General features: G+C 28.6%; 13 protein-coding genes. 3 read left to right on the top strand and 10 right to left on the bottom strand.

Annotated elements, in window-relative coordinates; all coding sequences use genetic code 11:
• Positions 1-91: 91 nt before the first annotated feature.
• Positions 92-1588: a histidine kinase N-terminal 7TM domain-containing diguanylate cyclase gene (locus tag HF295_RS07670; protein WP_312031586.1), complete on the bottom strand. Its 1497-nt coding sequence runs from the start codon at positions 1586-1588 to the stop codon at positions 92-94.
• A 266-nt stretch (positions 1589-1854) separates the two neighbouring features.
• Between HF295_RS07670 and HF295_RS07665 the strand changes: the two genes are divergently transcribed.
• The 3 genes from HF295_RS07665 to HF295_RS07655 are packed head-to-tail and all read left to right on the top strand — an operon-like array spanning position 1855 to position 3712.
• Positions 1855-2703 (top strand): ABC transporter ATP-binding protein, encoded by an 849-nt coding sequence (locus HF295_RS07665; RefSeq protein WP_312031585.1) that lies wholly within the window; start codon positions 1855-1857, stop codon positions 2701-2703.
• Positions 2703-3341, top strand: coding sequence for an ABC-2 transporter permease (locus HF295_RS07660; protein ID WP_312031584.1), 639 nt, complete (start codon positions 2703-2705; stop codon positions 3339-3341). Before HF295_RS07665 ends, HF295_RS07660 begins: the two co-directional genes overlap by 1 nt.
• Entirely contained in the window at positions 3341-3712 is a 372-nt protein-coding gene (locus HF295_RS07655) for a GntR family transcriptional regulator (protein ID WP_312031583.1), read from the top strand. Before HF295_RS07660 ends, HF295_RS07655 begins: the two co-directional genes overlap by 1 nt.
• Positions 3713-3850: 138 nt before the next feature.
• On the opposite strand, the gene HF295_RS07650 is transcribed toward HF295_RS07655, so the two are convergent.
• From HF295_RS07650 to HF295_RS07610, 9 genes are all read right to left on the bottom strand, one after another.
• Complete coding sequence (locus HF295_RS07650; RefSeq protein ID WP_312031582.1) at positions 3851-4255, bottom strand: GFA family protein; 405 nt, start codon at positions 4253-4255, stop codon at positions 3851-3853.
• Positions 4256-4369: 114 nt separating this feature from the next.
• Positions 4370-4753, bottom strand: coding sequence for a hypothetical protein (locus HF295_RS07645; protein WP_312031581.1), 384 nt, complete (start codon positions 4751-4753; stop codon positions 4370-4372).
• A 183-nt stretch (positions 4754-4936) separates the two neighbouring features.
• On the bottom strand, positions 4937-5476 hold the full coding sequence (locus HF295_RS07640; protein WP_312031580.1) for a GNAT family N-acetyltransferase: 540 nt from the start codon (positions 5474-5476) through the stop codon (positions 4937-4939).
• Positions 5477-5679: 203 nt separating this feature from the next.
• Positions 5680-7212 carry a hypothetical protein gene (locus tag HF295_RS07635; protein ID WP_312031579.1) on the bottom strand — a complete coding sequence of 511 codons (1533 nt, stop codon included), beginning with the start codon at positions 7210-7212 and terminating at the stop codon, positions 5680-5682.
• A 12-nt stretch (positions 7213-7224) separates the two neighbouring features.
• Complete coding sequence (locus tag HF295_RS07630; protein ID WP_312031578.1) at positions 7225-10254, bottom strand: hypothetical protein; 3030 nt, start codon at positions 10252-10254, stop codon at positions 7225-7227.
• A gap of 1 nt (position 10255) precedes the next feature.
• Positions 10256-10798 carry an RNA polymerase sigma factor gene (locus tag HF295_RS07625; RefSeq protein ID WP_312031577.1) on the bottom strand — a complete coding sequence of 181 codons (543 nt, stop codon included), beginning with the start codon at positions 10796-10798 and terminating at the stop codon, positions 10256-10258.
• Between the two features lie 511 nt (positions 10799-11309).
• Positions 11310-12068 (bottom strand): RES family NAD+ phosphorylase, encoded by a 759-nt coding sequence (locus HF295_RS07620; protein WP_312031576.1) that lies wholly within the window; start codon positions 12066-12068, stop codon positions 11310-11312.
• Between the two features lie 12 nt (positions 12069-12080).
• Positions 12081-14474 (bottom strand): DEAD/DEAH box helicase, encoded by a 2394-nt coding sequence (locus HF295_RS07615; protein WP_312031575.1) that lies wholly within the window; start codon positions 14472-14474, stop codon positions 12081-12083.
• The gene (locus HF295_RS07610) at positions 14467-15243 is read right to left on the bottom strand and encodes a hypothetical protein (protein ID WP_312031574.1); all 777 of its coding nucleotides are present in this window, start codon (positions 15241-15243) and stop codon (positions 14467-14469) included. Before HF295_RS07610 ends, HF295_RS07615 begins: the two co-directional genes overlap by 8 nt.
• Between the last annotated feature and the right edge of the window lie 374 nt (positions 15244-15617).

Genomic DNA, 15617 nt, shown 5'->3' with positions numbered 1-15617 from the left:
GATCAAAATAGATTAATAAAAAAAACATAAATTGTTCTTCAATCATATTAAAAATATATTATTACAAATAATCTATTAACAAATATTATTATTAAATTATCTCTTTGCTTTTTTTCATTTCAATTTTATTTTGATACATCCTATCCTCTGCTATTTTATACATCATTGAAAAATCTAAACCTTCTTCTATTTTTGCATATCCAATAGCAAAAGAAAGATATTGAATTGATAAAGCTTCTGCTTTTAAGCTTTGAATCCAAGTTTTGAGTTTTTCTTCACTATGAATATATGTAAAGATTAAAAACTCATCACCACTCAAACGGATTAATTCATCTTTGTTATTCAACTTTTTCATAATTAAATTAACTAATGAAATGATGATTTCATCGCCTTTTTGATGACCAAAATGATCGTTCGTATATTTTAACTCATTCATATCAATCATTAAAATGTATGAACATTGTAAATATTTATTTTCTTTAATATAATAATCTAAATAATTACGATTATGAACCCCGGTAAGAACATCCAAATAAATCAACTCTTTGATTCTTTCTTCATTAGATTTTAACTGTTCAATAAGGTTAATATTTTCTGTGATATCTGAGAAACTATAAACGTATCCCAGTATTTCATTCTCCTTGCCAAAAACGCCTCTTAGATACACTTGATAAGTACAGTTTGATACTTTCATCAATTCTCTATGATTCATTTTCATTTCTGAAGGAAAAGCGGGTAGCAACTTTTTTAATAATCTAATATCACTAAGATATAACTCATTTATATTTACAAATATTTCTTTGGCTTTATCATTGAAATCAATTATCATTCTTTCACGATTAACAACAATGACTCCTTCACTTGAAGACATAAACATTAAATTTCTAGCAAAAGGTGAAATTGATATACGGTGTTCATCTTTCAAACTAAAAATGATTAATAATATTGCAATAGGAAATAGAATGACTGAGTAATCTAAAGGATAATTTTTTGCAAATATAATATTTAAAAAAACTCCAAGCCAAGGTGCAAGTGAAGATAATGAAATTCTTTTGATTCTTTTCTTCTGATTGGTATCTACTTTGTTGTATTTTAATAAGTATAAAATATTTGCGAATACAAAACAAAATAAAATATACACAACTTGAAAATAGTAGAAAAGACCATATTCTATTGACATTAATATACCAATTTGTGTATTTTCTAAATATGTACTAGCATAAAATAGCTGATGAAACTGATTTGTGAATCTCATAACATAAGTCATCATAGGAATTAAAAAAATGAAGATTTTATAAATCTTTTTTATTTTCAATCCTATAAAGTTCATTGCTATTAAAAGCCATACTGGTGGAATAATGGGAATCACTAAGTATTGAACACCATTCCAGAAACGTTTTACTTCTAAGGATAATGCATTAAGTTCAATTAAATATCCCAATACATATATAAAGGTTAAAAATGTAAGGAGTCCAATTTGTCTTATCAGTGGTGATTGTTTTTTTGGAATAGCATATCCAATCATATAAATAATCGCTATTAAAGAGACAAATAAATAGATGTTAATTAATATAAGTTCAATTGACATAGAATATCTCCTTTATTTAATTATATACTTATATAGTACATTTTTAAAATAGTTTAAAGAAATTTAATTCCATATATATATTTCACAGATAAAAATAATTCAATATAACATTTTTGTTTATGATTTTATCTTCATTAATCAAACATAATTACTCCAATAAGAGTTATATCATTATCCATGTTCTTAAGAAGATAAAACTCTTGACAAAATATAATTAACTGTGTATACTGTGTATAATCAATATACACGGAAGGATGTGCTTATCAATGAATGCACTAGAAATTAAATCACTAAATAAATCCTATGAAGGATTTTCACTGAAAGATGTATCGTTCGAAATACCACAAGGTTACATCATGGGGTTCGTTGGAGAAAATGGAGCAGGTAAAACAACAACAATAAAAGCAATGCTCAATATTATTTCTAAAAATGGAGGAAATGTAAAAATACTCGGAAAGGATATGGATTTAGAAGAGCTTGATATAAAACGTGAAATAGGCTATGTATCAGGCGAATATTTCTACCCAAAGAAAAAAATATCAGAAATCACTAAAGTATACAAACGATTCTTTGATAATTGGGATGAAACCATTTACAATAAATTCCTCAATGATTTTAATTTGAATGAAAACAAAAGAATCGACGAGTTATCTAAAGGAATGAAAATGAAATTTGCCTTATCACTTGCTCTTTCACATCATGCTAAACTATTGATTTTAGATGAACCAACGAGCGGTATGGATCCAGTCGCAAGAGATAATCTACTCGAGTTATTCCAAGAATTAGTTGAAGATGGGGAAATAAGTATTTTATATTCTACCCATATAACAAGTGATCTTGATAAATGCGCGGATTATATTACTTTTATTCAAGAAGGAAGAATAATCGAAAGTTGTAGTAAAGAAGATTTGTTAAAAAAATATCAACTCTTTAATACATCAAGAGACTATTTATACAAAATTAAAGAAAATGTTATTTCGTACAAAGAAAATGCATTTGGTGTTAATGGCTTAATTAGAAAAGAAGATATCATTAATAACCCAAATATAGAATATGCAAGACCAAAAATTGATGATGTCATAATTTATTTTTCAGAAAAGAGAGGAAATGAATAATGAAAAATTTACTTTTTAAAGAACTCACACTCACTATTGGAAAATTCTTTTACCTCTTACCTCTATTACTCGGTTTACTATTTTTTATTCCAAACTGGATTTTTACCCTCGTTCCAATGTACTTCTTTTGGATTTCCATACCAAATATTTTTTCATCATATAGTGCTCAATTAGATTATCCATTTCTTTCACTACTACCTGTAACAAAAGCCAATATAGTTGTTGCAAAAACAGTATCAATTTACATAATTCAAGGAATTCATATTATCTTTGCCTTAATTTTCGGTATCATTCATAATCTTATATATGGACAATATAATTTTTTCCTACAAATTAACCCTATTTACTTTGGTATTGTTTTCATGATCTTTGGGATTTTTAACATAATAGTTTTCCCATTATATTTCAAAACTGCTTACCGATGGGGAAAACCAACTATATATGGTGTGATAGTTACATTAATATTTGCTGGTTTGTTTGAATATGCAGCAGCTGCCATACCTTCTATATCAAAAGTTTTAAACTCAGTGAATTTATATACTCAATACTCTCTATTTGCTCTTGGATTTTTTGGTGGTATCATTTTATCTATATTCGCAACACTCTTATCTATTAAAAATTACGAAAAGATACAATAATGAAAGCTCTGAGAATAAACTTTCAATCAAGCAAACCAATTTATCAACAGTTGTATGATCAAATTGCTTCACAAATTATTAATCAAGATTTAGTAAAGGATACCAAACTACCATCCATTAGAACAGCTGCGAAAGAGCTAAGAGTAAGTATAATTACCATTAAGAAAACATGGGAAATGTTAGAAAATGATAATTTCATTTATACAATTGCTGGAAAAGGTGCGTATGTACAAGATATTAAGCCTTCAAAACTATCAATAAAAAAGGATGTTGTTATTGAAGATGATGTTGATGATATTATAAAGCGCTGTAAATCAATAGGTATCACAAAGAGTGAGTTGGTTGAACTCATTAATAAGAAATATAAATAGGATATATTATAAGAAAAGATACTAGCATTTACACTCATAAGAATGAGAGAGGTGCTAGTATCTTTTTTCATTACTGTGTTACTATGTCAAGCTTATCTTTGAATAATGATTTATTTAATAATTAAAAAAACTTATAATTCACTCCTTTGGAAGCACATCATATTTATCTACTTTTTCAAGATCACTATCCCAATTTGCTTTGCTAGCGAAAAATATATGCCCTTGAGGTTTTAAATATACATCGCTATCTAAACTTCCAGCTGGAACAACAAGTAATTTTCCGTTCATTTGTATGTTAGGTAGAGCTGATCCACAATTAGGGCAAAAACTTTTTATATGACCTTCTAAGCGATGGTTATAGGTTTTGGGCTTTTCTTCTCCAGATAACCATTTTAGTTTAGCGCTTGAAGAAAACAAGTTTGCCGCATGAGCTGAACCAGAATCTTTCCTGCACTTCTCACAATGACATAAATAAAAATTGTCAAAATCTCCTTCTATTTCAAATGTAATTTCGCCACAAAGGCATGAACCATAATATTTCATATATTTTCCTCCATTATATGCATTAAGATTTCACGATAAGTATGTTAAATTGTATATCTACAAATTTATATTTTCTTATGATTTTAGTTATAATAATTCGTTATGATTCTAATTTTATATGCCTAACAATAACAAGTTCAAATGGACCAAGACACCAAGTAAATTTATCCAAATCATGACGGTTTTTTCAAATTTTGTTCCAAGCAACTGCATAATGAGACCAAAAATCCACAACAGAGTTAATAAAGCGGTGATACTAATATACAACCAATGTGATATCATTGCATGGTTTAATTGAGTAAGTAGAATATACAGTAATCCAAGTAAGGCAATAATAGTACTTGATACTGATAATTTATATTGATCAGCAAATGATTTACTTCTTCCACCATTTACTTTTAAATATGATACTTTCTTTGTCATTATCAAAACATGTATTAAGATGACTAATGAGTAAAACAAATAGCCTAAAGTAATTGTTAGACTTAAATTAAACATAAAATTCTCCTAATATTAAAATATATAATAGATCCAATTAATTATGATATGAATCACAATATAATTTTCACTTATAAGTGATTAAATATCCATAAAATATGTAAGGAAGTCACTATTTAGAAATCATCATTCCCTCAAATAAAATAACATAAAATAGAGACCATGAATTGGTTTTAGCTTCGCTTATTTGATATGTTCATCTTTATTAAGTGAATAAATATATGTATCTTTCCAAATTGGATTACCATCTTTATCTTTCCAAAAATATGTATTCTTCTTTAAATGAGAAAGCCGTGTAAAACCAAGACTTTCTAAGAGCTTCCAAGAAGGTATATTCAATGGGTCACATCTTGCTTCAATTCTTTGTATTGAATATTTAAATGACAAGTCAATGATTGATTTTGTTGCTTCTTTTGCATAGCCTTGATTCCAATACTTTTTGTTAAATACATATCCTAACACTTTTGTCTCTGAGTCTATATCACCAAAATATATATTTCCAATCATCTTCTTGGAAGATTTTAACTCTACAGCAAGTTTGTTATTAGAATTAATATCTTCTAAAATAATATTTTCCATTTGGTCCATCGTTTGAGCTTTATAGGGTTCAAACCGTAACACCTCAGGATCGGATAGATATTCATAATAATCCAAAATATCATCCATCGTGAAATTCCTTATAGTTAATCGCTTTGTTTCAGTAAATAAAAGATGTTTATCCATAGTTAACTCCCTATATTATGACTAGCTTTGTTACAATGTGCATTTCATTAGTTGCAATTATTTATGATATGGCTAGATGTAATTTTTTTATTGAACCATGTTAATTATACCATAACAGAATAATGAAAAAGAGCCTGTAAAGAAAATATATCAGTAAAGATTATTAGAACTTACAGGCTCTATAAAAGAAAACTTTAGCAATACTATCGTTTTGAATATCCAGTCACATGAACTTCTTCACCTTTAAAACCTATAAAAGTGATCTCTATATAAGCGTCATATTGACTAAAATATCCATCAGGTCCTTCAGGATAATATATATCAGTGTAACCTTCATCTAAGTCCTTGAGAGTGACTTCTATGATATTTGATTCACCACCAACCTGAGTAATTTTAATATATATAGATAATACCTCAACCCATGTTCCTTGGTAACTCACTCGTAAATTTTGCTCTGCATAAGTTGCATTTATAAAATCTAAACCATCAAAACCATATCTGATATGATATACAGCTAAGAGATCATCTACTTGATCACATTCGATTCTTAAACTATAATAATCATCCAAATATTCATTATCTATATCTATATAAGACATATGACCAACTAATGGATAATTTTTAACTAAATGACCAGTCTCATCATATACATTTAAACTGGATGTTAAGTATTCATCATCGATTGATAAAACTTGATCATTAACATAATGTATATTAATCCTAGTATATGTTTCATTGAGTTCAAGATTATGAATGACACCCCAAAAACCTGGATAGCTATTTGTGATACCTGAACCAAGTGCATACTTTGATGTCGTCATTCTCTTCGAAGTTACTAAAACGTCTTCAAAGTCATCTACACCATCATTTCCAGTCATAAAATAAATGATTGTGAATGTCTTGTCAGGTGGAAGATTATCAAAGATAATGTTTTCTATTGAGAGTCCATCATCCAAATACATTTCTTCGCTGATTTCAAAATCTTTTGTGTCAAGCACTAAACCATATTCTGGATAATATACCATTGCTTTTATTGAAGAAATGATTCTTTCTGGGTCGATAGCTGTTAGGGTAATCTCTAAATATGGCGTTTCATCCACTTCTATATCTCTTAAAGAATTTCCAATCATGTTGTATCCAGATAAAGTATTTCTTGAATCAGCCATCAAATCTTCAACAAGCAAAGATGCGACAGGTTCAAGATAAACATGATCGTTATAAACCGTTCCATCTATTTTAGCAACAATTACTTCTTTTCCAGGTGTATAATCGATGGAATGAAACCTAGATACTTGACTTTCGTCAATAGTAAAAGCTTGTAAAAAATCATAATTTGGTGAGTTCAACTCTCTTACGACAACAAAATACGTTGAATTACGATAATTCTCATCATTGATTTCTAAAGTAAAAGTTAAATTACCTATAAAGGGATGATACTCTGGATTCACAAAATTACCGTCAAATCGATAAATTCCCAATGATGTTGTTAGGTCGTTTTCTATCTCATATGAAATGCTCTCAGTCACCATTTCTGTGGTTGTTGAGGGGATAGGTGTTGTTATTTGTTCAGTTGTTATTTGTTCAGTTGTTATTTGTTCAGTTGTTGTTTCGTTACTTGTCGTTTCTTCGAGATTCGTTATCTCTTGACTTGTCTCTAACACTTCTTGACATGCAAGAGCTGTAAACAAAAGTAGAAAAACAAGACTAAACATTATCATTTTACTTAATAAACGCATTACTACTACCTCCTATCGATTCACAGTGGGCATTAATATTAATAAGCCACTATCTGCTTCTATAAAATAAAACTCTATATAATAGTTACCTGCTTGCAATGTTTCATATATGGCATGGTCCGAAATTCTAAGTCTTGTACCCTCGGAATCATAAAGGGCCATTTTTAAATCTAGATAAAGTCCAAAAGTAATCATATTTTTATCTAACTTATAATAACCTTCTTCTTCAATACTAAAATCATACCTCACCTTTGTCACATATTCGTTCATGATAGCATGAGGAAAATCATCAAGATTATCAACTTCATATCTTACATCCGATTCTTCAGATACTGGAGGATATAGGTAGTCATAAGCAAAAGAAAATTGACCTTGATACATACCTGAAATCTCAAAATCAACTCTAGTATTCTCAGGGATTAAAATATAAACAACATTTACATAATTTTCGAAAAAATAATCGTTGATGTAATCTCCCAAAGCATCTAATTCGTTGATGACTAAAAAATCTTGATTTATAGGATTTAATGTTAAACGCAATACCCTCTCTTTATCATCTATATTGGTAAACAAGTTATAAGTATCCGTCTCTAATTGACTATACAATTCAATGAGATCATTACTTTGATCCATTGTGATATCTTGGTTCTTAGGATAAGGGTTTTCACTAATCCTTGTATCTATTCGCTGTTTAACAGAAGAGTTGAACTTATAGTAATAATAACCAGACGCACCAATTTCAAATCGATAGTTACTATCATCAATTATTTGTCCATTCTCATCAATTAAGACATAAGATAAGTTGCTATTAGAACTTCCATAAATACTCGAGGAATAGACACCCTCTTCTAAATACAACCTCATCCATGATTCACCCTCATTAATATAATAGACATTTAATTGATTGATATTTGAATCAAATATAATACCATCCCTTGTTTGCGGTAACCTAAAAAAGATAAGTGATTCTAAAGGATTCTTTTTTATAAAAGATTCAATAGAAACATTGGTTGTTTCTATATATGTCACATCATAGGCGCCTTCAATTGTTTTCAGCCCAGTGATTGTAAGTACAACATCATATGATTGATGATTTTGATTAAAGGTATAGATGGCTTCAATCATTGCCTCTGAGAACCCATCAATGCCCATTTGATTGAAAACCAAATCCATATTGATCTCGTCTCCAAAAAAATCATCATTTAAGGTCACTTTATAAACACCCTGTCCTTGAGACTCAATATGGTTCACCCCATCTAATAAATCCAATTCAGGATATTCGGTCATTAAATATTCCATAAAAATTTGAGGACTCGCTGACTGACTCACAATTTCAAAATCAGTAACAGGTCCATCATCATTTGTAAATGAAACTAATTGTCCCTCATAAGCCATGATGATTTCTTGCGTCCCAAACAATTGACCACTAAATGTTCTTCTTTCTAAATACATATCTAATATATCGTATTTAGTATGTTGACTGTTCACTTGACTTTGGATAAGGTGGTCGCCGTCATAAACAGCAATTGTTACATCACTTTCCATAACCAAATGCCCTTTTAATGAAAAAGCTTGTTCAAAATCAAATATTTCATTTTCAAAAGCCTCAACATCTCCAGTAACAATATCCTCCCCAGAATTGCTTTCAGCATTAAATTCAATCAATAGATCTTTGTCGATATAATTGTATAATTCTGATTTTAAATCCTCTGTAAAGAAATCTATTCCCTCGACAAAGAAATCTTCTTTCGCTTGTTCAAAGTTTGATATCCTAATTGAATCTAAATACTCAATGCTTGCCTTTTCTTCTGATAAATTCATTCCATACTCAGTTAATTTAAAATGGTCATCAGAGAAATCATTTTTTTCAATGGTTTGTTTAAAAGCAGCATATCCATATTTTGGTGTATATGTATAATAGATATGACCCGTAAATAAAGGAGACCCATCTTCTAAATATACACCTTCTAACTGATCATCTGTGTCTTCAATGCACAAGTAGTCCCAACCTAGAGCCGGCACTATATTAACATATAAGTAAGTTAAGTCACTAGAATAATCTAGGTCCTCATACCGGTATAACAAACCATGGTTACTATAAACATCAAAGGTTTCAGATACAATAACTTCATCCACGACTTGAAAGTATCGTGTGACCAAAGCCTCTGAGTCATATGAGTAAAAGCTATAGCCATCTGAGGATTCTAGTCCTTCAACAACCTGATTACCCCGACTAATTGTGAATTGAGATCCATCAATAATTGATGTATATCTTAATGTAAATAGATCAGTTAGACTATTAATATATACAGCTTGATCATCTTCAATAAAATGAAAATAATTAAAATTTAGTGATGCTTCATTATTAATGAAATCCGAAGAAAAATCGTAACTATAATGGATATCATAATAAATAAGTTGATTACTTTCTATACCAAGTTTTATTGTTGAATATTCTTGGCCACTCCTCTTTTTGATCACAATATAGTCATCACTAGACAAAAGGAACCTAAAGGATACATCTATATTTTCATCAGGGATAATGTCCTCATCTAACTGCCAATTCGATGAATTCAAAACAATATCTTCAATGTCTTCTATAAAGTCCTTGGTTGTTAAAAGTTGCTCTAAATAGTCATCATATACAATATTTGTTTCACCTTTAAGATATGCATCTAAGAGGGATTGTCTATCTATAAATTTGGAATAAGATAATTCTTTCATCTGATTTGTTCTGTGCTTACTTAAATCATTGATACTAGCATGATCAACTATATCTGATAATTTTTGACTCACCAAATGAAAATTATTTTTAAAAATCTGCCTATCATCATCTCCTGTAATTGGTTTGATAAACAAAATAAGACTAAGGCTAACAATTATCAGTAAAACAGGCATCCAAGCATATTTAATAAAGGGAAATATATAAAGATTTTCTGATTTCACTTCATTAATGCTGGACATAATTTTATTCTTTTCTTCATTATAAAATAAATGAATATCTTGATCTGTGATTAAACATGTTTTTTTATAATTATACAAGTCATTCACCTCCGACTAATGCTCTAATTTTTTGAATGCTTTCTGAAACAATATTTCTAACTGTTTTAGGCGCAAGATTCATAGTTTCTCCAATATCTGTTTGCGATAAATCGCTATAAAAATGCAAAATCAGTATTTTGTAGTTTCTTTGACTCAAGTTTTTTTCCATAAGATCTAAAATATATGAAACATCTTCCTTTTTTATCAAGTTGTTCAATATATCTTCAGAATCCGATATTCTTTCTCCATGAAGAACAAGATGTTGATCTTTATGATGGTCTCGATGGTAATTAATGCAGTAGTTATTCGCAATCCTATAGATCCATGTTCTAAAAGACGCTTTCTTAGGATTATATTTGCTTAGCTTTTTATATATCCTCATGAATATTTCTTGAACAACATCTTTTGTCTTTTCGACATCGTTCACTTGATTATATGTAAACTTAAAGATCTCATAGTAGTACTTATCTATGAGTTGATTAAATTGATTTTTATCTCCGTTTAAAATTTCTTTAATAATATTGTAATCCACGCAGTTCTCCATTCAATAAGCACAATAAATTGCTTCTGTAAATATATACACAAGTTTTTAAACAATGTCCTGAAATATATTTCATTAACAATAATAACACAGGTTATAAAAAAAAGCATATCACTAAAAATTGATACATTGATAGATAGTAAAAAGGATGATATTGAATTTCTTAAACTCACACCTTATTCTAATATGATATAACCTACAAAATCTTGTCATAAAATTATTATTTCTCTTGAAAGACCTCCTTCAAGTATTCTCGATTCTTTTTTAAGATTTTATATCCTTGGAATAGGAAAAGTTAATTGTATGAAGTATTCCACCATATATAGTATAGTCTCAAATAATTTTTCATCTTTTGGATACAAATTCATATATGTTACATGTCCCTATCAAATAAAAAAAGCCCGAAAGGGCTTTGATATGCTTTTTATATCATTTTTTTAATCATTTATGATATGGCTCGTTGTATCACTTTTAATTGCAACTTAATATGAATCGTTTAACAATTAAAATCTAGTTAATTTTTATATCGAACAGCATTCGAAATTTGCTCATATTCAATATTAAATGCATTTATTCTAAAAACAAGACCATTCTTAATGATCATATTAGAACTATCGAAAATCACAATATTCTTACCACTTTTTGTAAAATAAGAGTTATACACAATCCCATCATATCCTTCTGTTTTTATAAGTTCTGATATAATTTGTGTGACTACATAATCTGATGAATCATCCGAATTTCTCACTGGAGTAGTAAAAGCCTGATTAATTTCACCAAGTAAGTTGTCATTAGAATCTTTGGACATAATCTTACCCTTTTTGATATTGATAACCATTGATGCTAGTCCTGACTCTCTTTTTTTACTTAGATCTACTAATCTTAGCTCTTTTTCGCTTGTAAATGTACACGTTGACACTTCCTGTCCTGGCCATGCTCTAACCTCATTGAGTGATGTTTCAGTGTCGGATGCTAAATATAAGTAGGGAATTCCCTTAGGGTTTGCTCTTCCTTCTCGAGCAAGTCTTTTTCTTGGATACATTCTAGCCTTATTATAAGGTAGTAACTGCCCATTACCATTTTCTTCAACCCATTCAGAACCAATTTGACTTCTATATAATATGGTTCCCTGTTCCATAACTACACTATGTTTGTCAAACATTTCTTTTAGATCATCTAAAATAGACACTATGTGTTTCTCGTATATATATCTATTTTTATTTTTAAAATATTCTTTTAAAATTGCGTACCTTCTTTTTTCATAATCAACCATAGTTAACTCCTTTTAAACATTCATGATATATTTTTCTACTTCAAATCTAAAAAGAACTGGTTTTGTCTTTAGATATTCTAAAAATATTTGATTCGCTAATAGGTTCCCAAAATTATCTATAATAATGTTTTCAATTTGTTTGTCATCTGTTATAGCTTTTACAAGATAAAATGGTATTCCCCTATATATAAGATCTAATTCTTCTAATCTCGTTGTACCATAGTGGAAATAGTTGTATTCCTCAAGAACAATTAAACCTAATTCATACATCGCATCTACAAATGATCCCAATGTATACTTGATAAATTTTTCTTCCACACTTATTTTTCTAATTGCAATGTTTTTTAAATCCTTATCAGATTTCCCTTTTAAATTAATATAGCATTTCTTGAAGGATTCTTCATAATCATCACTTCTATATGAAATCTCTCCGAACTTATCAACATACAATTTGTAATCATCATTAACTTTTGTTTTATAAAATGTATATTGCAATCTAATATTCTCTTTTAGACCTTTGAAATAGTTGTTAGCTAAGTAATAATGGTAGAACATTCTAGCCTCGGGTTTTTGCAACCTTTTTACTCCATACACAGTATTATTCTCATTAGATCGAATAAATATTGCATATAGCCTGTCATATATGTTCTCATAATTATCTCTTAATTTCACAATATTATTGTAAATTCTTTTTAAACTAACTTCAAAGTTCTTATAAAATTTACTTACTCCATTTTTGATTAATGTTTTCTCAAGATTTTTGATAACATCTTCTTTTGTATCTTCATCTAAGCATTCCTCTTCATGTAGTATTACTCTTTCTTTTTCAGTAATGTTTTCGAAATTGTCGAGTAAAGGATTCTTAATGTCATCATCAAAATCTGTTGAACGTAATCTTAGCATGAAATTACTTAGCTTTGATGTTCTTGAATTATAGTAAACAGTATCTACAAAGTGAATTCTTGGCACAAGCATATCAAGATTATTCTCTTTTGAATTGAAAATAAAATTTAATCTATTCACCCTTCCTATGAGGTTAAGAGCTTTCTTCTCGTTTAGATAACTTTGTGACAAAATAAACATAGTTTGAACAGGCATGTTAATTCCTTCTAAAACAACACTATTACCTATTACACACTTCAAATCTGAAAGTTCTTTGAACTTACTCTCTAAAAACTCTTTTATAATTTGTGGCATTTGAGCATGAAGATATATTACCCCTTTTTTTAAGCATTCTACTAAATTATAATTAGTATCGACTTCACCCTCTATTGTTGAAATAAGTTCAGCTAAATCATTTGATTCAATGTCAGGTAAATGTTTAATTAACTGATGGGCAAACTCTTCAATCTTCTTTGGTTGAGTAATATAAACAAAGTTCTTCTGATTAGAATTTTCAATGATATATTCTAAATACGAATCATAGTCAGTTTTTATATAGTAAAATTCGTTAGTAAATCGATTGTAATAATAAGTTTCACATTGTTTGTTGTACAAATACAATTCTGGTTCTTTCATATTGTATTCAATCTTATAATTAGAAATTTCTACATCATTCATCTTCAAACTAGACGTTTTAGCCACAAAAGGTGAAAGATATGCAATTCTAGTATTTCTAGATTTCTTATACTTTTTGAGAAATCTAGCTAACAAAACAGACCTTCTCTCTGAATCTAAGTCCAGCAAATTATGTGCTTCATCAACAAAAATGATGTCAAAGTCTGGTTTCCATTTATCAAATAAGCGTAATGCCCTTTCTTGAGTTAAAATAAAGAGATTCTTCCTAGATTCATCAGGCTTGTACATTTCATCATGTAGAATCAATTTATAATTTAATTCAGAAGATTTAAGACTATTGAAAGTCTGAACTAACAATGATTTAGAGGGGACAATAATACAAACATTGTTATAATTTCCATCTTTTACCAGAGATATCATAACTTCACTTTTGCCATATGATGTAGGTGCAGTATAACTAATTTCTTTTTCTTTAGACTTAATGAAGTTGCTTTTAGACTCTTTTTGCTCAAAAGTATTTACATAATCATCCTTGTAATCATTAACTAAAGAATGGTAAATTACTTGTCTAGGGCTATCGAAATCAACTAGTTTATGTTTGAAAATCTCATCAATTATTGGGTAAAATCCCATTTCATAAGAAAAATCATATAACGGTAAATAATTTTTTGATGTAAGTGAATATTTCAAAATTACGAAGTACGAGAACTCAATTAATGTTTTTTTGTTATACTTCTTATACATTTCTATAAGGATCATTGCAAAATTCAGTATAAAAACTTCTTCAGTAGTCTCTAGTTCTTTAGATAAACATAATTTTTTCATGATATTTTGGAACATATTATTTCTTTTAAGGTTTGATAAATCTTGTTTTAAATTTTTACTCATATGTATCACCATTTTCTATATTGAAGTACCTCAAGATATCAACAATAATTTTGTGTTCAATACAAATGATAATCATATCTTTAAATTTGGATTGGGCAATAAAATTATCAAAGTCATTTACACTAAACTTATCAAAAATATTTTCATTCGATTTAAACCCTATAGTAGATGAGTTAATAATGTTATATTTTTCAATCTCTTGAAATACATCTTTCTCATATAGATCCGACATCCTTTTTAAATTGTTATAAATACTCTTGTCTATATCAATTTCTATTAATCTCACATGATTATATGCATTTTCCCATGGGTTGATTTCAGGACGACTACCATTTATTTTCATTTCTATATCTGAATGAGACTCTTTAATATTTTTTAAATGTGTAACACCTTTTGTTGAACTTTTACTAGATTTACTTTCCATAATCCACTCGATATTCTTGTGTAAATAATATCCATCAAAACCTTTCTTAATTGTTCTAATCTCCTCAAGATTACCAAAAAGTGATAGTTGTAATGCGCCTTGATTCTTTAAAAATAAATGAATTAACAGTTCAGCTATTGAACCATATAAAGTAGTTGATTTAGCCTTATTTAAAAAGAATTTTCTCAACATGTTTTTTACAACTTCAATATCACGAGTGAAATCACCTTTATAAATTGTTGAAAGTGATTCATCTAAATAATCTTTCAATCTAGTTGTAAATTTTTCATATTTTATAAAATGAAATTCTACTCCATTATATTTTTCAGTAGTTACGTCAAACATATACCTCTCCTTAAAAACAGCCCTCATTTGAGGTCAGCATAGTTTTCCCCTTACGGTTTCTAAAATCAGTATATCATAAACATTTCTATAAGTCAGTTCATCCCTGAAAATAATAAAAAAAGCCCAAAAAGGGCTTTGTTATGGTGTCTGTGACATAAGCCGCAACTACTTATAGTATGGCTCGTTGTCTCATTTTTAGTTGGAACATATTATGGGTTATGTTCCATCTAGAATATATCCCTAAAAAATCTAATTATAACCCCTATAGACACACTTACAATTGCAAGGATACAAATAAAAAGTATTAGTACAATAATTGAAGCAATTGTAGATCCAACAACGCTCTCTAAACAAGGTAGCAACTCATTATAAAG

It is taken from the genome of Hujiaoplasma nucleasis, from assembly GCF_013745115.1.
Taxonomy (GTDB): Bacteria; Bacillota_I; Bacilli_A; order Izemoplasmatales; family Hujiaoplasmataceae; genus Hujiaoplasma; species Hujiaoplasma nucleasis.
The sequence above is the reverse complement of the archived record's forward strand: the minus strand, read 5'-3'. Positions and strand labels throughout refer to the sequence as shown.

Coding starts and splice junctions, on each gene's coding strand:
- HF295_RS07640 (WP_312031580.1), bottom strand. CDS start 5,476: ATGGATAAACATCTTTTATTTACTGAAACAAAGCGATTAACTATAAGG.
- HF295_RS07615 (WP_312031575.1), bottom strand. CDS start 14,474: ATGAGTAAAAATTTAAAACAAGATTTATCAAACCTTAAAAGAAATAAT.
- HF295_RS07670 (WP_312031586.1), bottom strand. CDS start 1,588: ATGTCAATTGAACTTATATTAATTAACATCTATTTATTTGTCTCTTTA.
- HF295_RS07625 (WP_312031577.1), bottom strand. CDS start 10,798: ATGGAGAACTGCGTGGATTACAATATTATTAAAGAAATTTTAAACGGA.
- HF295_RS07620 (WP_312031576.1), bottom strand. CDS start 12,068: ATGGTTGATTATGAAAAAAGAAGGTACGCAATTTTAAAAGAATATTTT.
- HF295_RS07660 (WP_312031584.1), top strand. CDS start 2,703: ATGAAAAATTTACTTTTTAAAGAACTCACACTCACTATTGGAAAATTC.
- HF295_RS07655 (WP_312031583.1), top strand. CDS start 3,341: ATGAAAGCTCTGAGAATAAACTTTCAATCAAGCAAACCAATTTATCAA.
- HF295_RS07645 (WP_312031581.1), bottom strand. CDS start 4,753: ATGTTTAATTTAAGTCTAACAATTACTTTAGGCTATTTGTTTTACTCA.
- HF295_RS07610 (WP_312031574.1), bottom strand. CDS start 15,243: ATGTTTGACGTAACTACTGAAAAATATAATGGAGTAGAATTTCATTTT.
- HF295_RS07665 (WP_312031585.1), top strand. CDS start 1,855: ATGAATGCACTAGAAATTAAATCACTAAATAAATCCTATGAAGGATTT.
- HF295_RS07650 (WP_312031582.1), bottom strand. CDS start 4,255: ATGAAATATTATGGTTCATGCCTTTGTGGCGAAATTACATTTGAAATA.
- HF295_RS07635 (WP_312031579.1), bottom strand. CDS start 7,212: ATGCGTTTATTAAGTAAAATGATAATGTTTAGTCTTGTTTTTCTACTT.